Consider the following 18,423-nt stretch of genomic DNA (forward strand, 5'->3'; position numbering starts at 1 on the left):
CCTTTTATAAGTCAGATCTATTTAAAATTCTGGGCTAAATGTAAAGGAAAGTCAAGTTGTACCTAAAGAAAAACCATCCATTTGGGGACGGTTTTTCGCATTTTAGTTGTTTTTTTCAAGCCAAATTTGCAAAGTAAGCAAGTCAGTGGGCAGTGGAGCCAAATATTCCGTCCATGTTCGCGTGCCCGGATGCACGAAGCCTAGTTTATGAGCATGCAGGGCTTGTCGATCGAGCCTATGATTTACTTCCTCCGCAGCGGATCCCTGATCATACTCAGGCAGCGTATACATCTTGTCTCCAAGCAGCGGATGCCCCAAATGACGCATATGCACGCGAATTTGGTGGGTACGTCCGGTTTCCAGCCAAATCCGAACTAAGGCGGCCTGTGCGAACTGCTGGACAACCTCATAATGGGTGACGGCTGAATAACCGTCTGGCCTTACAATACGCACATGAGGCTGCTCAGGATCGCGATCAATCGGTTCATTAATCGTGCCTCTCGCATCCGCTACTGTCCCCCAAACAAAGGCCAGATACTCTTTTTTCACCTGATGCTGGATCATCTGCTCCGAAATTTGTTGGTGCACATAGGGCGTCTTGGCAATCGCGAGAACACCTGACGTTTCTTGATCAAGCCGGTGAATCGGACGGAAGCGGCAAGTAATCCCAGCTTGCTGCCAATGATGGACAACGCCATTGGCGATCGTATTCACATAATGACCATGCGTGGGATGCACGATGATGCCGGCTTCTTTGGCTAGAATGAGCAAATGGTCATCCTCATGAAGAATATGCAGAGGCAGATCCTGCGGCAGGATATCCTCGGACTCTTCTTCCTCCATCCGAATCTCCACACGATCCCCGGCATTCACTTTAATGTTAATATACTGTCTGACGCCATTCACCGTGATTCCCTGCTCTGTCAGTTTAATGCGGGAAAGCAGTTTGCGGGAAACCATCAATCTCTTTTGCAGTACCGTTTTGAGAATAAAGCCCTCTTCCTCTGGCGGCACGATATATACTAAAGGTTCATAATAACTCATGATTTGCGTCTAAACACCTCTGCACTGCGAATATAGGTGACATCCTCAATACCTTCACGGTGGTTGGCCGTGCGGGCAATCGTAAAGAAGAGATCTGATAGTCTGTTCAAATATCGGCGCACCTCAGGATTTATTTCTTGTGTGCGGGCAAGGGTAACAACGCGACGTTCCGCTCTGCGGCACACCGTTCGACAAATATGAAGGGTAGAAGAAACCGTTCCGCCCCCAGGTAAAATAAAACGGGTAATATCCGGGGTTTCTTTATCATATTGATCAATCCAGACCTCTAACGCATCAACCATTTCTGCTGTAACTTTATAAGGCCGCAGCTCCGGCTTCAATAATGCCAAATCGGAACCGCAATCAAAAATCTCATGCTGAATCTGCTGCAAATCCGGCAGCAAATCGGGATACACCGCCGGGTCCATGAAGCTTATCGCTTGACCTACGTGACAGTTCAACTCATCCGTCGTTCCATAAGCTTCTACACGGTCATCATCTTTATCCACACGGCCGCCTATCACGCCAGTTTGCCCTGCATCTCCGGTGCGCGTATAAATTTTCATCGGATACCTGCCTCCCTGTTTCTCGATTTATATGGTTCCATCATCTCATAAACGCGCTGCATATCCAAGTGACTTCGCACATGATCTGCCAGCCTGTCGAAGGCTGCTTCCCTGCGCTCTTTGAACCGAAGTCCTTCAGCAACAAGACCTAGTCCTTTCTGCTGGCGAATCCGATTAAGCCATGCTCTGCGGAAGTCATCATTGTGCAATATCCCGTGCAAATAAGTTCCCCAGACACGGCCTTCCTCGGCCACTGCTCCATCTTCATGCCAACTATCTGCATGGCCCCCTGAATTTTCAAGCGAAGTTTTAATCCGAAATGGGCTTTCTACTTCGTGCAAATAACGTGTCCGTCCCATATGAATTTCATAACCCTCAATAAGCAGTTCGTTAGGAGTTTCAGCAAAAAGCGTGCTGCTGCCATGCACCTGAACCGTTCGCTTCTCCGCAGTGAACACCGTTTCAGTCGGCAGTAGTCCGAGCCCGGCTAATTCAGGATGGTCCGATTCGTAGCCATCCGGATCGAGCAGCTTGCTGCCCAGCATCTGATAGCCTGCACAAATACCGGCGACCCAGCCTTTCTCCTGATGGACAAAAGCTTGAATACGCTCCGTTAAGCCCGATTCGTTCAAATACCGCAGATCGTCCATCGTATTTTTGCTGCCGGGCAGCAGAATCACGTCAGGTTCTCCCCAGTCAGCCAGATGCGTAATATAACGGAAGTGGACGTCCTTCTCTTCTTGCAGCGGATCGAAATCCGTGAAGTTCGAAAGACGAGGCAAGCGAATCACCGCGATATCCAATTGATCTGCCGTTTTGCCGCTACCATACCTTTCATTGCGTTTACTTTGCACTCTCTTCGAGTCCAGGGAAGCTGAATCTTCATCCTCGATCCCGAGCTGCGGCAAATACGGAATAACCCCGAGCACAGGTTTGCCTGTTCTCTCCTCCAGCCAATCCAAACCGGGCTTCAGCAAACTGACGTCGCCACGGAATTTATTAATAATAAAGCCCTTCACACGGTCTCGCTCTTCTGGCGTCAGAATCTCCAATGTCCCTACGATAGAAGCGAATACGCCACCACGATCAATATCCGCTACAAGCAGTACAGGGGCATCCGCCCAGCCGGCCAAGCGCATGTTCACGATATCCCGGTCTTTTAAATTCACTTCTGCCGGACTCCCCGCACCTTCGAGCACCACCACATCATATTCGCTGCGCAGTCGTTTCAAAGCATCCTTCACAATGATTTCCGCTTGCGGCAAATACGACTCCCGATAGGTTCGCGCATCCAGATCAGAGAAGGGAACACCGTGAACGACAACCTGGGCCACCATGTCTTGTTTGGGCTTGAGGAGAATTGGATTCATATCCGTTGTCGCGAGGATTTTGCAAGCATCCGCTTGAACGCCCTGTGCTCGACCGATTTCTTTGCCGTCAAAAGTCACGTAGGAATTCAAGGACATATTTTGCGATTTAAAAGGGGCCGTTTGCCAGCCATCTTGAACGAGAATACGGCATATCGCCGCCGTTAGAATACTTTTGCCCACGTCGGAGGCGGTGCCCTGGACCATCAGTGTGGCTGCTTGCACAGTCGCTTTTGTCATGACCTTACCCTCGATTCATCTTGAAATCTGACAGCATATTATGTAATCCGGCGATTAGCCGTTCATTGTCTTCTCGAAGTCGGATCGCAACTCGGCAATAACGTTCATCAAGACCTTCGAATAAAGAAGCATCCCGAATCAAAATACCTTGCTGCCCCATATGCTGCTGAGCTTGCTTGACCGTAATCCCCATAGACAGCGGGAAGGAAAAAAGCAGGAAATTCACTTCACTAGACACAACATCCAGGCCTAATTGTCCTAGCTGTTGAATCAGCCATGTCTTCTCTTCTTTCAGCCACTGCCAACTTATATTCTCGTAATCCACATCATCAAGTACCGACGACCCTATACGCTGCGCCAAATAATTCACACTCCACTGCACTTGAAGCTGCTCTATCTGCCTGATCCAATCCGGATGCGCCACCATAAAACCTAAACGTATGCCTGGGATCGAATAAAACTTGGTCATAGAACGAATTACAAATAGGTGTGGATTATTAGCGGCTTGTTGCAGCAGCGAATGATCCTGCTCATTGGGCACAAACTCCATGAAGGCTTCATCAAGCACACAGCGGTGACCGCTCTGCACAAGCCCCTCCAGAACGGGCCCAGGTATAAGCTTGCCTGTCGGATTATTCGGATGGCCCAGGAAGAACAGATCAACGGAAGCATAAGCTGCTTCCATATCTTGCTGCTGCAATTCGAATTGGTATTCAGGATGAAGCGGAATATTGTAAATTTCGCCCCCGGATTTATGCACAGCTTCTTCATATTCACTGAAGGAAGGTCTGGCAAGTCCAGTAACCTTGGGCTTGAGGACTCTTGCCGTTAAATCAATCAGTTCCGCCGCACCGTTCCCCACCAGAATGCTTTCAACCGGAATACTGTACTTCGCAGAAAGCTTGCTGCGCAGCTCGCGGACGGCAGGGTCCGGATATTTAACGATATCGCGCCAGCCCTCGCTTAGGATGGTCTTAACAGCCTTAGGCGGACCAAGCGGATTCATATTCGAGCTAAAATCCAGAAAGGCTTCCTTGGGTTGACCGAAGGCTTCCTCAGCGGTCCACAGATCCCCGCCATGTCCATAACGTTCGAGCATCCAATCTGCTCCTCTCATAACCAATAGGATGAACCCAGCTAAAACTGTGTCAAAGTTATCAGGAGAACCCCGACTAACAAGACCGTTTCCAACAACTCATTCAAAGCGCCGTAGGTATCTCCTGTTAACCCTCCTAATTTGCTATTCATGTAGGCAGCGAAGATCCAACCGGCTATTAGCGTAACCAACATGTAACCGCAAACGATGATCCAAACTTTCGGATCTGCCAGAGCAGCATAAGACCCCCTGCCTAGCGCCAAGCTCGCAGTAATCGTAGTTGTAAGGAGGGCTACTAATAAAGAACAGCTGACATGCGACTTGCGCACACTGCGAAAAAGGCTGCCAAGCCCGCTTTCCTTGCGCGCATAAGGCCAGCCATAGATCGCCATGACCATGAACCAGCGGCTCCAAACCGGCACCAACACAATCAGAAAGCTTACGCCCCCTTCGTGACCAGCTATATGCAAGTCCAATAAGGAATAAAGAATTGCAAACTTGAGAAGCACATGCAAGACGCATACGATGACACCCATCGCTCCAACCCGGCTGTCTTTCATAATCTCAAGCATCATCTCGCGCGGCCGATGACTCAGAATTCCGTCTGCCGTATCCATCAAACCATCGAGATGAAGTCCCCCCGTTAAGACGATCCACAGCCCCAGTAGCAGCACAGCCGCAGGCATCGGAGGCAGGATGAGACCCAACCCTTTGCCAGCCAGCAATAAAAGCAAGCCGATTACGCATCCGGCGAGCGGATAGAATACGACGCTGCGCCGAAAGACCCGTTCCGTATAATCAATTTGCACAGGAATCGGCAAACGGGTAAGAAACTGAAAGGCCGCCAGACAGGCCCGCAGCCAATCTAGAACAACCACACGAGCATTACGCATAGCAATCCTCCCATCACTACGTAGCTGACGCCGTACAACATTCGGACGGCGTAGACAATATCCTGCTGCGTCCGCGGACGCAGCGGCCAGCCCAGGCGGGCTCGCTCGCTTGCCGCGCCGCCGTAGACGTTCAGCCCGCCAAGCTCAATTCCGAGTGCCCCGGCTACCGCCGACTCTGGAATTCCGCTGTTCGGGCTGGGATGCAAGTGCGCGAAGCGGCGGACCGCAGCCGCCGAGCGCTTCGCCGAGAGGCCCGGCTGAAGCAGGGCAACGAGGATCAGCAGGAGGCCGGTCAGCCGGGCCGGAATCCAGTTCATGACGTCGTCCCAGCGGGCCGACGCCCAGCCGAAATGACGGTATCTGTCATTTCGGTAGCCGACCATCGAATCCATCGTATTCGCTGCCCGGTACAGCATCGCGAGCGGCGCCCCGCCGAGCAGCGCGTAAAACAAGGGCGAGATCACCGCGTCGACAATGTTCTCGGCCACGGTCTCAACGACCGCACGCGTCAGTTCTTCCTCACCGAGCTCGCCTGTATCCCGGCCTACGATGTAGCCAGTGTACTTGCGAGCATCGGTGAGTTCGCCCTTGCGCAGCGGACGATAGACCAGATAGGCCGCATCCTTTAAGCCTTTGATAGCAATCGTTGTAGAAATAAGCCAGGTACAAACGGCGTATCCAAGCCATTCATGAATCGAACGAGCAGCCAGAATCAGCACCATCACACTGCCGAAACTTACAATGAGAGTTGACAGCGTAAGCATAATGCCTTTGGCCCGCAACCATCCAGGCGAATCGCTTTCTCTGCGCAGCATCTTTTCCATGCCGCGAATCCAGCGTCCGATATGAATAACCGGATGGGTCGGCCAGTTCGGATCTCCGAGAATCCAATCTATGACTATGGCCGCAGCCGTCATGATAACGATCTCCTGCCAGGAATACATCCACATCGTAATCATCGTTCCATACTTAGCGACGACTTGCGTTCTTCCAGTCGGTAAGCGCTGCTTTTGATCTCAATCGGAATCCCTGCCGTGACCAGGAACACCTCATCACATACTTGGGCTAACCGCTGATTCATCCGCCCTGCCAAGTCTCGAAAGCTGCGACCTAGCGGATACTCCGGCACGATGCCGTCTCCGACTTCATTCGTGACGAGGATAAGCGGGCCTCTGTAGGAAGCAACGGCTTCTGCCAGATCGTCGATCCGTGCCATCGCCAGCGCTGCCGCATTGGATTCCGACTCATATCTAAGCAGCCAATTGGTCAGCCACAGCGTCAAACAATCCACCAGCACCGCAGCTTCCCCGCTTGCGCCGTTCGTATGAAGCTGCTGCAGCAGTTCCTGCAAGTCATACGGCTCCTCACGCGTATCCCATGGATAACCGGAATCAAGCCTTTGCTGCTTGTGCAGATCGACCCGCTCCCTCATTTCCTCATCATAGATGTAGGAGGTCGCGATATATATCCCCTGCTTGCTGTCATGCATAGCAAGCTTCTCAGCGAACGAACTCTTGCCGCTTCGCGCGCCGCCTGTTACCAGAACCGCCATGGCGCCTTCGCCTCCTTCCTTTCACTTACCCCCGTGACACGCCTGCGCTATCGAATGTCGCCATCTCCTTCATGATCTTGCCTGCGGCATCGATCACGTTGAACACAAGCACAGCGCCTGTCCCCTCGCCCAGGCGCATATCCATCTGCAGCATCGCCGAGAGGCCAACCGCTTCGAGCATCTTCGTATGTCCCTGCTCCTGCGATAAGTGCGAGGCGAGCATATAGGACGCGCTTAGCGGTGCTAACCGGCTCGCCACAAGCGCTGCAGCCGACGAGATGAAGCCGTCGACAACGACAGGACAGCGATTCTTCGCTGCGCCCAGAATCACGCCTACCAGTCCGGCGATCTCTAGTCCGCCGACTTTCGTCAATACATCAAGCGCATAATCAGCGCTTGCCACATCGCCTTGGCCCAGCCCGTTTATGGCCAAGGCCTTGTTCACCACAGCCTGCTTGTGCAGCCATTTGGCATCATCAATGCCTGTTCCACGGCCAACGGCTATGCTGGCATCCAGACCCGTCAGCGCGCATAGAATAGCCGCGCTTGCCGTTGTATTGCCAATCCCCATCTCCCCGGTGGCGAAGAGACGATATCCCTTCTCTACCAGCTCATCAACGAGCTCAGCGCCCGCCTGAATGGCTTGTACAGCCTCTTGCTTCGTCATAGCCGATTCCCGCGCCATATTGCGTGTGCCTTTGCGCACTTTACGCGAAACAAGCTCTGGATGCTCCAAATCCGCGTTAACGCCCATATCCACGCAGATGACATCAGCGCCTGCATGCCTCGCCAGCACATTAACCGCAGCCCCTCCGGATAGAAAGTTGAATACCATTTGCGGCGTCACTTCCGCAGGGAACGCACTGATTCCTTCCTCGCAGACACCATGATCGCCAGCCATGACGATGACGGCTTTTTTGTCCAAATCAGGCATGATTTCACCCGTAATGCCCGCAACTTGACGCGCGATATCTTCCAACTTGCCCAGACTTCCTTGCGGCTTGGTTAATTGATTCAAATGATCATTCGCTTGATTCACTGCCTCTTCATGAATAGACTCAATACGATTAAGAATAGACGCCAATTCGCTCATTATGTCATCCTCCGTTATTTCACTTATTTGCCTGGCTGTAATAAAATTTGCGGTGCTTCGTTGACAGGATGGCGCAGAACGATCGGTTCTGTTCCATACACCGCTTTGATTAATTCGCTGGTTATGATTTCTTCAGGCGTTCCAATGGCAGCCATTCGCCCATTGTGGACGACCATCAAACGCGTGCAGTACTGAGCAGCCAAGTTTAAGTCATGCAGAACCGCAACGACCGTTAACTCCGCTTCGCTCTGCCATTCTCTAATATAATCCATCATTTGGACTTGGTACCCAATATCCAGAAAGGTGGTCGGTTCATCCAGCATCAGCAGCCGTGGCTGTTGTGCCATCACTTTGGCCAGCGCAACACGCTGTCGTTCCCCGCCGCTTAGCCGCTCGATGGTCCTGTCGATCAATGGCTCCAAATGCAGCCGTCTCACGATCCCTTCAATTAAACCCTCCGCATCTGCAGAATCCTCGCCTAGCCAATTCTGAAATGGATAGCGCCCCATCTCCACCACTTCACGAACCGTAAAGCCTACCGGAGGAAGCGCATCCTGCTGCAGCACAGCGAGCCATCTAGCCAATTCTTTGCGGGAAAAAGCTGACGCTTCTCGTCCATCCAACTGGACTTTCCCGGATTTCACTGGATCTATGCCGGATAAAAGTCGAAGCAGCGTCGACTTCCCGCTTCCATTGGGTCCGATAATGCCAAAAAACTCGCCTTGCTTGACCTCGAAGGTAATCTTCTCCAGCACTTGCTGCTCCAAGAAACTTTGCGAAAGGTGCTCCACTTTAATCATGTTGATCAACCTCTTAACGTTTTCTTATCCTTATGTAGCAAATACGCAAAAAACGGGGCGCCCAAGAAGGCCGTAATGACACCCAATGGAATTTCGGTTGGACTTAATACCGTGCGAGCCATCGTATCCGCCCACAGAACGTAGATCCCTCCGCCAATCGCGGATAAAGGAATAATCAAGCGATAATCAGGTCCTACAACCAATCGGACCAAATGCGGAACGATGAGACCGACAAATCCAATAACACCAGCAACCGAAACGGCAGCTGCCGTCAAGAAAGTAGCCACGACCAGTACGACTAACTTGGTCCGCTCGACATTGACGCCTAGATGTGACGCTTGCCGCTCCCCCAAAGCGAGCAAATTCAAAGAACGTGCATAGCCCAAAAGCACAATAATGCCAATAAGCAAATAGGGTGTAATGATGTAAATATACGACCAGCCGCGCATCGCCAGGCTGCCCATTAGCCAAAAAACGATTTCATTGATCACCTGTTTGGAAATCGAAACCATGAACGATACGATGGCCCCCAGGAAGGCCTGCATAACAACGCCTGACAAGATCAACGTTTCCATTTTGAGCTTTCCTTCGATTTGAGCGAGCTTCAGAACTAGAAATAAGGAAAGAAGTCCGGTAATGAAAGCAACAATCGGAATCGACCATTGTCCAAACCACGCCATCTGCAGCCCAAAATAGATGAGGAAAGCAGCGCCAACCGATGCCCCAGACGATACCCCGAGCGCATACGGATCTGCCAAGGGATTTCGCAAAACACCTTGAAAAGCCGCACCCGCGATAGACAGCGCCGCACCCACCAGAATGCCGAGCAAGACGCGAGGAAATCGCACTTTATTAATAATTTGCTCTGCTGATTGCTGCCAGTTCGCGTCGATATAGTCGCCAAGCCATGGGATATGCTTGCCCAGAATTCCTGCGATTTGCAAGACAGGCAGATTCGCTGTTCCCAGTGATAAACTCACCAGAATAGAAAGAAGAAGGAGTATAACTCCTACTCCTCCCCATAGCACTAATTTTCTTTTCATTTATTTCACCAGTTCGGGATAAATGCCTTTAGCCATTTGAAGCAGTCCGTCTGTCAATCGAGGTCCCGGGCGGCTCAGCATATTTTGATCAAGGCCGATCACTTGCTTGTTCTTCACGGCTTCGATCGTATCCCAGCCACTGCGCGTACGGATGATTTCGTCCAGTGATTTCTTGCTCTTCGTATCGATAACGCCGTTAGCAAATAAAATAACAGCCGGGTTTTGCTGAATGATCTTCTCTTCGCTGATTTGATACCAGCCTTTTCCATCTCCAGCTACATTGATGCCGCCTGATAGCTTAATCAACTCGTCCATGAATTCTCCGCTGCCCACAGTCCAGCCCGGGCTGAATTCAATGTAGACCTTCTTCTTGTTCTCTTGCTTCACATCTTTGACGGCGTCGACAACCTTTTGACGGTCTGCCTTCATTTTGGCAACAATTTTCTCCGCTTGCTCTTGGTGATCTGTAATCAGTCCATAAGTTTGAATGTTCACAATCACATCATCCAGCGTTTTAGGCTCTACTTTGAAAATGTTAACATTTAATGCGCGAAGCTGCTCCACCGTATCTACTTTCATCGAAACCCCTGTAAACACAATATTCGCATTGGAGGCAATCAGCGCTTCTTGGTTAGGTTTCGTGATACTGCCTAATTTGGGCTTGGTTTTTGCCGCATCCGGGTAATCATCAAAATCCGAGACACCTACGATGTTAGCTTCCAAACCTAGAGCAAACAGCGCCTCGGTTTCTGCCGGTGATACGGATGCAATCTTCTCAGGCGCTTTCTCAAACGTAAACTCTTTGCCTGTTGCATCTTTAATCTTCAGTGGATAAACGGTCTTCTTCGCTGCTGCCGGTGTTGTTGTCACCGTTGGCGCTTTAGTCCCCTCGCCGCCCAGCTTCGATGGATTCGTTATTTCTGCTTCTTTCTTCCCACAGGCTGCTAAACTGACTGCCGTTGCTAACGCAACTGTAAGAATCAGCGCTTTTTTGACGAACTTCTTTTCCATTATCATTAACCCTCTCTCTTTGTGCTTGATTTCGATTGATCCTAGCCGGTTTGAGCCTAACAAAAAAGCCCCCTGTTCCTGAAGGAACAGAGGGACGATAAATCGCGGTGTTCAGCAACTTGACGTTTGCTTCCTGATTTAACGCGATCCTTTTCCTCGAAGGATGTCGTAAAAAGGCTCCATGGGCAGGTATCCTGACTTTCCACCTATCGCTTGCGTGGATTACAGTGGCGGGACCGTGCCGGACTTCAACCGGCTTCCCTTTTAAGCAGACAAGCTTAGGAATAAGCTTGCCAGCACCTATGGCGGCGTATTTGACTATCAATCTCTTTGTCGATTATAGACTTCTTGTTACTTTTGTGCAATCACTTTGAGCACTTGCTTGGCTTCATTCAGCTTTGGCGCATTCTGAGGAATGAACGCTACCAACCCTTTTCCTTCAAAACCTTGCTCTTTCATCCACTTGTTTCCTGTAAGCGGAATTCCGTATAAATGCTTTTCGGACGGCTTGCCTTCTTCTTTGATTTCGACAACCCCATCCGGGTAATCCTCCGGTTTAATCGTTTCATCCAAGGACACGAATCCTGCTTGATTACTGAGAGATTTAAACTGGTCGTCCCCAAGAATGAAGATGCCATTGCCGCCGGCAGCCAATTCTACAATCATTTTCTCCAAAGAGAAAATAGGGGAACTAACAACCTTGACCGTAGGGGTCTCGCCCACCTTGGATTTCAGCGAAACTTCCAATTTCTCCGCTGCTTCACTCGGGAACCCGCTTGATCCCATAATAAAAATAGAAACATCTGGCTTAGGTCCACCACATCCTGCCAGCAGTACCATAAGTCCAACCATCATAACCAATAGCCATTTCGCTTTCATGTTGTGAACGTACCTCCGTATGTGATCTATATCCTTCTGTAGTCGCGAGAAAAGTCGGTTTTCACCGACTTTTCTTCCCGTTGTTCATATATTCATTTATTCTTTGGTCTAGGATTGTACTCAATTCGACGACAGATTCAGAGGTCATTTCTTCCCCATCGAGAACCAACTGTTCCAGCTTACGTCGTAAAGAATGAATCTCTTCTTCGAGTAAGATGAGGGAATTCCGCTTCTTCGCACGCTTAGTCAACCAACGCTTTCCGAAATCTTGTTCACGAATTTGAATATGTTTCTGATAGGTTGATAGTTGGTATTCCATAAAAGCCATGCTCATCCCTCCCTACTACAAGAATACCAGTTTTCTGACATAATGAACATATCTATTACTTAACAATTTACAATTTTCTCAAAAATTTTCCAATGCGTTCTAACGCTTCATTAAGTTGAGAAACACTGTATGCATAAGAGCAGCGCAAGAAGCCTTCGCCTCCTAAGCCAAACACATCTCCAGGTACCGCTGCGACCTTTGCTTCAAACAACAATTTTTGCGCAAATTCATCCGAGGTCAGCCCTGTTGCGACAATACTTGGGAAGGCATAGAACGCGCCTTGCGGTTCATGGCACTCTAAGCCAATCTCGCGAAACCCTTTGACAATCAACCGTCTGCGCTGGTTATAGGACTCTATCATACGATCTTTCTCTTCCAAACCATTGGTCAGCGCCTCATGTGCTGCAACCTGGCCCATGACTGGTGCGCACATCACCGTATATTGGTGAATTTTGGTCATAGCCGATATTAGTTCTGAATGGCCGCAAGCGTACCCCATCCGCCAACCTGTCATTGCGAATGCTTTGGAAAAGCCGCTAACCAGAATGGTCCGATCTTTCATTCCCGGTACAGCTGCGAAACTTACGTGCTTCTGTCCATATGTTAATTCGGCATAAATTTCATCCGAAATCACGATCAAATCATTTTCTTCCACCACTTTAGCAATCGGGAGCCAATCTTCATAAGTCATGATACCGCCAGTAGGATTGCTTGGGTAACAAAGAATTAAAATTTTGGAACGTGGCGTAATAACATCGCGCAAAGCTTTCTCCGTAAGCTTGAATTGATCCTTGGCGAAAGTTTCAATGCCTACTGGAACACCGCCACTAATACTCGTAATAGGTGAATATGAAATGTAGCAAGGCTCCGGAATAAGAATCTCGTCCCCTGGCGTAACCAAAGCGCGCAGTGCCAAGTCAATCGCTTCGCTGCCGCCTACTGTAACAAGCACTTCGTTGGAAGGCTCATACTTCACTTTGAACGAGGTGTGCAAATAATCGGCAATCGCTTCACGAAGCTCTGGAATCCCGGAGTTTGGCGTATATTTGGTTCGGCCGCGCTCAAGGGAATACACGGCAGCTTCACGCACATGCCACGGTGTTGAAAAGTCAGGCTCCCCTACACCAAGCGAAATAATATCATCCTTGCTGTTGCTTACCAAATCAAAAAACTTGCGAATCCCGGATGGCTTGATCTCACGTACGGCAGGAGCCAGGTAGTCCTGCATGGATTTGACCTTGTTCGGCTGGATCGTTGTCTCATCTTTGATCATGACGTTCCCTCTTCCTTACGGCGAAACGAGCATACGGTGATCATCAGCCTGATCCTCGAATATAATGCCGTCTTGTTTGTATTTTTTTAATATGAAATTTGTTTTTGTAGAAAGCACACGGTCGATTGGTGACAATTTATTCGAAACAAAAGAGGCTACTTGCTTCAGGGAGTTGCCCTCAATTTCAACAAGCAAGTCATAAGCACCTGACATCAAGTAGACGGATTTGACTTCCGGATATAGGTAAATCCGTTCCGCGATGGCATCGAAGCCGCGTCCGCGTTCCGGTGTAATTTGCACTTCAATTAGGGCGGTAACCTTTTCGTCATCTACTTTACTCCAGTTCACCACTGTCGCATATTTGACGATGACCTTATCCGCTTCCATCTCGCTTATCGCTCGCGCCACTTCGTCCTCCGCCGTTCCTAGCATTGTGGCGATAAGATCCGCGCTTCGGCGGGCGTCTTCTTTCATTAGTTCGAGAATTTTAAGCTTCAAAGTATCCATGGTTAAACCTACCTTTCTGAAATTTGGGTTTGCGGTTCATCCTTTCATCTTACAATGAATTGGCATCGCAATTCAATTACTGAGCCTGTCTAAATACCAGATTATTTTTGTATAACCAAAATATCCATTCGCAAACGACAAAAAGACCGCCCTGATCGCTAGGCAGCCCGTCATTTCATGGGATATAAGATCATTTGTGAACCAAACGGAGCTTCAGCTCGGCTTGCAGCAGTTTGTTGACCATCGTTTCAATTTCACGGTGACCATACGTAGGACGCACATGGATAATAGCTGTCTCGGAACAGTACCCAATTCCAACTAGTGTATCCTCATCATAGACTGAAATGACATTGTGAGAGTGGAGTTCCTGCCAATTCACAGACATTTGCGACCCTAGGTTTATGCATTCCTCTGTATATGTCTGTATAAAGTTATCCAGTTGACTTCCCTCTGGGAACGAATTGATATACGCTAGTTTCACGCTGAATCCACCTTTCATCTGAAAACCTCTTACACTTATAATTATACTCAATAATGAATTTTTATTCAACATTTATAGAAAAATGTTTTGAATAGCCACGCGCGCACATCATTCGCATGTTCACAATTAGTTCATCTGCGTTCTGCGTGGGGTCATGTCACGGGGTGCCGCGATGTTGGATGCCAGGTCTTCACACGGAATGGGATGCAGGTACTCAACTACATAAGGCACGCGGATGCTGGTGCTAAGAGGCAATGCCAAATAGGCTGACTCAAAAAGCTTACAAACCTTGAGAGCAGCCTCTATTTTGTCTTGATACGGAGCAAAACTAACAGGAATATCTCCTGCAAATTTAGCGTTAATGGCTCTAAACGGTCATCTAACTGGAAAACCTCCAGCTAATTTAGGGAAAAATCGCTATTTGGTGGAAAAGCATCAGAAATAACGGGAGATTTTCCATGAAAACTAGATTTTTATGCGTAAAAACCTAAATTAACGGTAGCTTTTCCATGCAGTTCAACATTGAACGCAATAGGCTGCCTCGAAATAAAACTCATTTTGGGACAGCCCCTTTTGGGCGTTTCGCGAACATCCACAATGCGTACACAAAGGCCACGCGGTCCTCACGTCCTCACGTCCTCACGTCCTCATGTCCTCATGCCCGCACGTCTTCATGCTCTCATGCCCTCACGTCCGCTTGCCCTCATGATTAATCAAAAATATCCATGCTTAAATATCTCTCGCCTGTATCCGGCGCAATACACAACACCCGTTTGCCAGCGCCTAGCTTACGAGCAACCTGCAAACCCGTCCAGACCGAAGCTCCTGCGGATGGCCCGACGAGTATACCCTCTTGGCTTGCTAGATCCCGCATCGTGCGGATGGCGTCCTCATCGGCAACTTGGACGATGTGATCATACACGCTTGTGTTCAAAATAGCCGGCACGAACCCCGGGCTTGTCCCAACAAGCTTGTGCGGACCAGGCTCCCCGCCTGAGAGCACAGGAGACCCTTTGGGCTCCACAACATAGATCTGAATATCTGGCAGTTTCTCCCGAAGAACCTCGCCTGTACCGGTAATTGTGCCTCCTGTACCCGAGGTTGCAATGAAGGCGTCCAGTCGCCCTTCCATTTGCTGCAGAATTTCCGGAGCCGTAGTCGTCCGATGGATGTCCGGATTCGCTGCATTCTCAAATTGCTGAGGAATATAACTGTTCGCAATTTGCTGCCGCAGTTCCTCCGCTTTGGCAATCGCCCCTGGCATCCGCTCCGCGGCTGGTGTAAGTACAACCTCTGCGCCATAGGCTTTGAGGATATTAATACGTTCTTTGCTCATATTATCCGGCATGATCAATATCGCTTTATAGCCCTTGGCGGCTGCATTCATCGCAAGTCCGATGCCGGTGTTGCCGCTTGTCGGCTCAATGATCGTAGCCCCAGGACGAAGAAGTCCTTTTTTCTCAGCCTGCTCAATTAAGTTATAAGCAGCACGATCCTTCACACTGCCGCTTGGATTGAAATATTCCAGCTTTACATAGAGTTCAGCGTCACCTGGCTCGACCAATCGGTTAATCCGCACTGCCGGCGTATCTCCGATGAGCTCTGTGATGCTGCCTACCATTCTGTTCTGCGCCATGTCTGCACGCTCCTCTTCCCCATAATAACCGACTATACCCACATTTTTATCGGGAATTGAAACAAAAGTCAAGGCTTAATTACCGAAAGCTGCCTTTTCATAAAATACCAACTCACTAGCGGCGAGCTGCCGATAACCAATAACAGCACATTGATTACTAGCGGAGCTTTGCTCCAGGATATAACGCCAATGAAGAGTAAAACGCCCAGCATACGGCCTGCATTCAAGGATAATTCCCTCAGCACGATGTACTCTTCCCGCTGTTTCGCGCTTGCCTCATTAGAACCAATCAGATCGAAGACAGCTGACACCATTGGCACCGAATACATCGGGAAAAAGAGAGAAGCTCCCAACCCAAAAAGGAGCAGCGTGCTATACCCCATTTTCCAGAAAAAAGGGAATATTACCACGACGACCATGACAGCACCGATGAGCATGCTTATTTTACGAAAATGCGGTTTGATGAATCGACCTGCTGCCCAGAAGCTAACTAAGGAAACAGCTGATGTAATCAGTACAAAATTGCCCAGACTCGCTTCACTGGCTGTAGATATGTAGACGAGCAACGCGATCATGAAGCCAAAAACGCCTTCCCGAACGCCTTGAAATACGAGGGCCAGACTCACACGCTTCCAAGGGGTCTCCGACTGGCGGAGACAGCGCAAAGGAAACAGCCATTCATAGGTGCCCTGCACCTTGCGTTTTTTGAGAAAGAAACTAATGACCACACCAAGCAGAAATACACCTAACGAAATGGAAAAAATCAAACGGTAGCCACTGACGTCCCCGAGCCGAATAATCAACACGCCCGAAATCCACGGAGCCACAATCCCCGCGCCTGAGCCCAGAAGCCCGATCCAACCATTAAAACGGTCGCGGTTATCAGGGTCTGTTACTTCAAAGTAGACCACATTAAAAGCAACCCAAAATAGACCCGATGATATCCCCTGCACCATGCCGAGCCAAACAAAGTAATGTATACTGCTTGGTCCCAGCCACAAAACCAGCATATAGAAAACCGCTGAAACCGAAACCCCAACTCGCAAACAGTTCATCTTATTATGTTCCTTGACCCATTTGCCAGCCAGCCAGAAGGTGATGGCCATCGTCAGATGTGTGGCTAGTGTAAACCAGCCAATAAGTGCAAAATCATTTTTGGCTTTCCACAAATAAACGCCAACGAAAGTCCCTGATAAAGCGTTCGCGCTTCCGAACAAGGTATGAACGATGAGCAATAAAATGGACTGTGCATCCAAACGCCCTTTATGGACCTTAGCCTTATTCCCGCCACCGCTTGCTTGATGACCAAAATAATTGCCCGTTCGTCCTTCCGCTACCCGTGCTTGTCTCCTTCTCGTCTGGCTCTGATCCTTATGCATACGCCTACCATCCTTCCCACCATTGAAACGCTCTTGTTAAGCTTCCCCAATGGAGTGAAAATATGAGGCATTACAACGAAAAAACCGAGTCCACCAGGACTCGGTTCTACGCATTATTCCGATTTAATTCGGGAGACCATCAGCAATCGATCGGTATCCGATAAGATTTTTTCTACTTTGAAGCAGGATGGGCAGACATAAACGTTAAGTGTAAAAGGACCTGTCAAAAAGGCGCTTCCTAACGTTTTGGGAATAACAGGAGTAAAGGAAGCTTCGCTGACCACTTCATCGCCGGCAAGCAACAGCAGTTCATGACAGCTTGAGCATTCCGGTGCTTCTTCCTGCTCATCCGTGATGTGCTGAACTTTCTCGCCATATTTGTCAAGCGGTTCGTCAGAGTCATCCCATGCCAAAGATAAATCTTCATCGGCATCCACGTATTCCTGCTCATCAAAACGGAGCGGCTGACCGGTTTGCTTCACTTTCAGATCAATGCTCCGATAATCGTTCAATTCGTTAAAACAGTGCGGACATTCGTCTTCTGGTCCGATTTCTGGATCCCAAACGATCTCGGTTTGGCACCATGGACAAACTACTTCCTCATTCGCGCTCATTTCGTAATCCTCCACCTAATGCATTCATGCATATTTCACTAAATAATAAACCCCAGCCGCCACAAATACAATTGCAATGGCAAACAAGGTGCCCCACAGGTATTTCATTGTTCAAGCCTCCAAGAGTATGTAGATACTAGGTTACACAAGCTCCAACTACGTATGAAAGGGAAACGGAAATGGTCAGAGACAAGAAACCGACAGCACGATTATCCTTTTTGATTTCTTCATCAATTTTAAAATAAGGCGTCAAAAATTCAAAAATGAAGTAGGCAACCAACAACAGCAAGAAACCGTACCCTGCCCAGATGAGAGAATGCATCATCGTATCATTGTTGAGAATCGCAAAGCGGAATAAATTACAAATCCCAAAAATTTTCCCGCCTGTTGCCATCGCCACAGATAAATTCCCTTTTTTGATTTCTGCCCAGTCATCATACTTGGTCAGCAATTCAAAAATCGTTAGAAAGACGACGAGTGCGACAACGGCTACTGCAAAGAATGCAAGCGTCGATAAATACGGGTTACTAAGCAACACATCCACCTCTTCATTCATATCGTCTCCTGCCTTCCCTCAAATAGTAGAGACTTTAATCTTTGTTATAAAGATCCCTATATATG

20 protein-coding genes and 1 riboswitch are annotated in these 18,423 nt (G+C 49.1%); all 20 genes read right to left on the reverse strand.

The features are described from left to right. Positions 1-102: 102 nt before the first annotated feature. Positions 103-1,044 (reverse strand): RluA family pseudouridine synthase, encoded by a 942-nt coding sequence (locus LOZ80_RS23895; protein WP_238167037.1) that lies wholly within the window; start codon positions 1,042-1,044, stop codon positions 103-105. Further along, a complete protein-coding gene (locus LOZ80_RS23900; protein WP_238167038.1) occupies positions 1,041-1,610 on the reverse strand; it encodes a cob(I)yrinic acid a,c-diamide adenosyltransferase in 570 nt (189 codons plus the stop codon). Before LOZ80_RS23900 ends, LOZ80_RS23895 begins: the two co-directional genes overlap by 4 nt. Then, the gene (locus LOZ80_RS23905; protein ID WP_238167039.1) at positions 1,607-3,217 is read right to left on the reverse strand and encodes a cobyric acid synthase; all 1,611 of its coding nucleotides are present in this window, start codon (positions 3,215-3,217) and stop codon (positions 1,607-1,609) included. Before LOZ80_RS23905 ends, LOZ80_RS23900 begins: the two co-directional genes overlap by 4 nt. Positions 3,218-3,221: 4 nt before the next feature. Next, positions 3,222-4,316 carry a threonine-phosphate decarboxylase CobD gene (gene cobD, locus LOZ80_RS23910; protein ID WP_238167040.1) on the reverse strand — a complete coding sequence of 365 codons (1,095 nt, stop codon included), beginning with the start codon at positions 4,314-4,316 and terminating at the stop codon, positions 3,222-3,224. 38 nt (positions 4,317-4,354) lie between these two features. Then, positions 4,355-5,206, reverse strand: a complete 852-nt coding sequence (gene cobS / locus LOZ80_RS23915) for an adenosylcobinamide-GDP ribazoletransferase (RefSeq protein WP_238167041.1) — start codon at positions 5,204-5,206, stop codon at positions 4,355-4,357. After that, on the reverse strand, positions 5,179-6,156 hold the full coding sequence (cbiB, locus tag LOZ80_RS23920; RefSeq protein WP_238173095.1) for an adenosylcobinamide-phosphate synthase CbiB: 978 nt from the start codon (positions 6,154-6,156) through the stop codon (positions 5,179-5,181). The genes cobS and cbiB overlap by 28 nt, the downstream gene beginning before the upstream one ends. A 5-nt stretch (positions 6,157-6,161) precedes the next feature. After that, a complete protein-coding gene (gene cobU, locus LOZ80_RS23925) occupies positions 6,162-6,758 on the reverse strand; it encodes a bifunctional adenosylcobinamide kinase/adenosylcobinamide-phosphate guanylyltransferase (protein ID WP_238167042.1) in 597 nt (198 codons plus the stop codon). A gap of 25 nt (positions 6,759-6,783) precedes the next feature. After that, positions 6,784-7,851, reverse strand: coding sequence for a nicotinate-nucleotide--dimethylbenzimidazole phosphoribosyltransferase (gene cobT, locus LOZ80_RS23930; RefSeq protein WP_238167043.1), 1,068 nt, complete (start codon positions 7,849-7,851; stop codon positions 6,784-6,786). Positions 7,852-7,874: 23 nt separating this feature from the next. Next, positions 7,875-8,651: an ABC transporter ATP-binding protein gene (locus tag LOZ80_RS23935; RefSeq protein ID WP_238167044.1), complete on the reverse strand. Its 777-nt coding sequence runs from the start codon at positions 8,649-8,651 to the stop codon at positions 7,875-7,877. 5 nt (positions 8,652-8,656) lie between these two features. Further along, positions 8,657-9,694, reverse strand: a complete 1,038-nt coding sequence (locus tag LOZ80_RS23940; RefSeq protein ID WP_238167045.1) for a FecCD family ABC transporter permease — start codon at positions 9,692-9,694, stop codon at positions 8,657-8,659. Beyond that, on the reverse strand, positions 9,695-10,705 hold the full coding sequence (locus LOZ80_RS23945; RefSeq protein WP_443146975.1) for an ABC transporter substrate-binding protein: 1,011 nt from the start codon (positions 10,703-10,705) through the stop codon (positions 9,695-9,697). A 167-nt stretch (positions 10,706-10,872) separates the two neighbouring features. Next, positions 10,873-11,024, reverse strand: a riboswitch (cobalamin riboswitch). 32 nt (positions 11,025-11,056) lie between these two features. Next, positions 11,057-11,584: a hypothetical protein gene (locus tag LOZ80_RS23950; RefSeq protein ID WP_238167047.1), complete on the reverse strand. Its 528-nt coding sequence runs from the start codon at positions 11,582-11,584 to the stop codon at positions 11,057-11,059. Between the two features lie 61 nt (positions 11,585-11,645). Beyond that, entirely contained in the window at positions 11,646-11,912 is a 267-nt protein-coding gene (locus LOZ80_RS23955; protein WP_238167048.1) for an aspartyl-phosphate phosphatase Spo0E family protein, read from the reverse strand. Between the two features lie 67 nt (positions 11,913-11,979). Then, the gene (locus tag LOZ80_RS23960) at positions 11,980-13,185 is read right to left on the reverse strand and encodes an aminotransferase class I/II-fold pyridoxal phosphate-dependent enzyme (protein WP_283214693.1); all 1,206 of its coding nucleotides are present in this window, start codon (positions 13,183-13,185) and stop codon (positions 11,980-11,982) included. A 15-nt stretch (positions 13,186-13,200) separates the two neighbouring features. Then, positions 13,201-13,692: an Lrp/AsnC family transcriptional regulator gene (locus LOZ80_RS23965; RefSeq protein ID WP_189012674.1), complete on the reverse strand. Its 492-nt coding sequence runs from the start codon at positions 13,690-13,692 to the stop codon at positions 13,201-13,203. A gap of 190 nt (positions 13,693-13,882) precedes the next feature. Further along, complete coding sequence (locus LOZ80_RS23970; protein WP_238167049.1) at positions 13,883-14,173, reverse strand: hypothetical protein; 291 nt, start codon at positions 14,171-14,173, stop codon at positions 13,883-13,885. Positions 14,174-14,882: 709 nt separating this feature from the next. Continuing rightward, the gene (gene cysK / locus LOZ80_RS23975) at positions 14,883-15,809 is read right to left on the reverse strand and encodes a cysteine synthase A (protein WP_238167050.1); all 927 of its coding nucleotides are present in this window, start codon (positions 15,807-15,809) and stop codon (positions 14,883-14,885) included. 68 nt (positions 15,810-15,877) lie between these two features. Further along, complete coding sequence (locus LOZ80_RS23980) at positions 15,878-17,188, reverse strand: MFS transporter (protein ID WP_238167051.1); 1,311 nt, start codon at positions 17,186-17,188, stop codon at positions 15,878-15,880. A 113-nt stretch (positions 17,189-17,301) separates the two neighbouring features. Beyond that, positions 17,302-17,802 (reverse strand): hypothetical protein, encoded by a 501-nt coding sequence (locus LOZ80_RS23985; RefSeq protein WP_238167052.1) that lies wholly within the window; start codon positions 17,800-17,802, stop codon positions 17,302-17,304. 136 nt (positions 17,803-17,938) lie between these two features. Then, a complete protein-coding gene (locus LOZ80_RS23990) occupies positions 17,939-18,358 on the reverse strand; it encodes a DUF350 domain-containing protein (RefSeq protein WP_189012680.1) in 420 nt (139 codons plus the stop codon). Positions 18,359-18,423 lie beyond the last annotated feature (65 nt).

This window comes from Paenibacillus sp. HWE-109 (assembly GCF_022163125.1).
Lineage (GTDB): Bacteria > Bacillota > Bacilli > Paenibacillales > NBRC-103111 > Paenibacillus_E.

Excerpts from the sequence above, each read along its gene's own strand:
- cobT (WP_238167043.1), bottom strand. The coding sequence starts at position 7,851 with ATGAGCGAATTGGCGTCTATTCTTAATCGTATTGAGTCTATTCATGAA.
- LOZ80_RS23950 (WP_238167047.1), bottom strand. The coding sequence starts at position 11,584 with ATGAAAGCGAAATGGCTATTGGTTATGATGGTTGGACTTATGGTACTG.
- LOZ80_RS23965 (WP_189012674.1), bottom strand. The coding sequence starts at position 13,692 with ATGGATACTTTGAAGCTTAAAATTCTCGAACTAATGAAAGAAGACGCC.
- LOZ80_RS23990 (WP_189012680.1), bottom strand. The coding sequence starts at position 18,358 with ATGAATGAAGAGGTGGATGTGTTGCTTAGTAACCCGTATTTATCGACG.
- LOZ80_RS23935 (WP_238167044.1), bottom strand. The coding sequence starts at position 8,651 with ATGATTAAAGTGGAGCACCTTTCGCAAAGTTTCTTGGAGCAGCAAGTG.
- cobU (WP_238167042.1), bottom strand. The coding sequence starts at position 6,758 with ATGGCGGTTCTGGTAACAGGCGGCGCGCGAAGCGGCAAGAGTTCGTTC.
- LOZ80_RS23900 (WP_238167038.1), bottom strand. The coding sequence starts at position 1,610 with ATGAAAATTTATACGCGCACCGGAGATGCAGGGCAAACTGGCGTGATA.
- cobS (WP_238167041.1), bottom strand. The coding sequence starts at position 5,206 with ATGCGTAATGCTCGTGTGGTTGTTCTAGATTGGCTGCGGGCCTGTCTG.
- cbiB (WP_238173095.1), bottom strand. The coding sequence starts at position 6,156 with ATGTGGATGTATTCCTGGCAGGAGATCGTTATCATGACGGCTGCGGCC.
- LOZ80_RS23905 (WP_238167039.1), bottom strand. The coding sequence starts at position 3,217 with ATGACAAAAGCGACTGTGCAAGCAGCCACACTGATGGTCCAGGGCACC.
- LOZ80_RS23940 (WP_238167045.1), bottom strand. The coding sequence starts at position 9,694 with ATGAAAAGAAAATTAGTGCTATGGGGAGGAGTAGGAGTTATACTCCTT.
- cysK (WP_238167050.1), bottom strand. The coding sequence starts at position 15,809 with ATGGCGCAGAACAGAATGGTAGGCAGCATCACAGAGCTCATCGGAGAT.
- LOZ80_RS23895 (WP_238167037.1), bottom strand. The coding sequence starts at position 1,044 with ATGAGTTATTATGAACCTTTAGTATATATCGTGCCGCCAGAGGAAGAG.
- cobD (WP_238167040.1), bottom strand. The coding sequence starts at position 4,316 with ATGCTCGAACGTTATGGACATGGCGGGGATCTGTGGACCGCTGAGGAA.
- LOZ80_RS23980 (WP_238167051.1), bottom strand. The coding sequence starts at position 17,188 with ATGCATAAGGATCAGAGCCAGACGAGAAGGAGACAAGCACGGGTAGCG.
- LOZ80_RS23955 (WP_238167048.1), bottom strand. The coding sequence starts at position 11,912 with ATGGCTTTTATGGAATACCAACTATCAACCTATCAGAAACATATTCAA.
- LOZ80_RS23945 (WP_443146975.1), bottom strand. The coding sequence starts at position 10,705 with ATGGAAAAGAAGTTCGTCAAAAAAGCGCTGATTCTTACAGTTGCGTTA.
- LOZ80_RS23960 (WP_283214693.1), bottom strand. The coding sequence starts at position 13,185 with ATGATCAAAGATGAGACAACGATCCAGCCGAACAAGGTCAAATCCATG.
- LOZ80_RS23985 (WP_238167052.1), bottom strand. The coding sequence starts at position 17,802 with ATGAGCGCGAATGAGGAAGTAGTTTGTCCATGGTGCCAAACCGAGATC.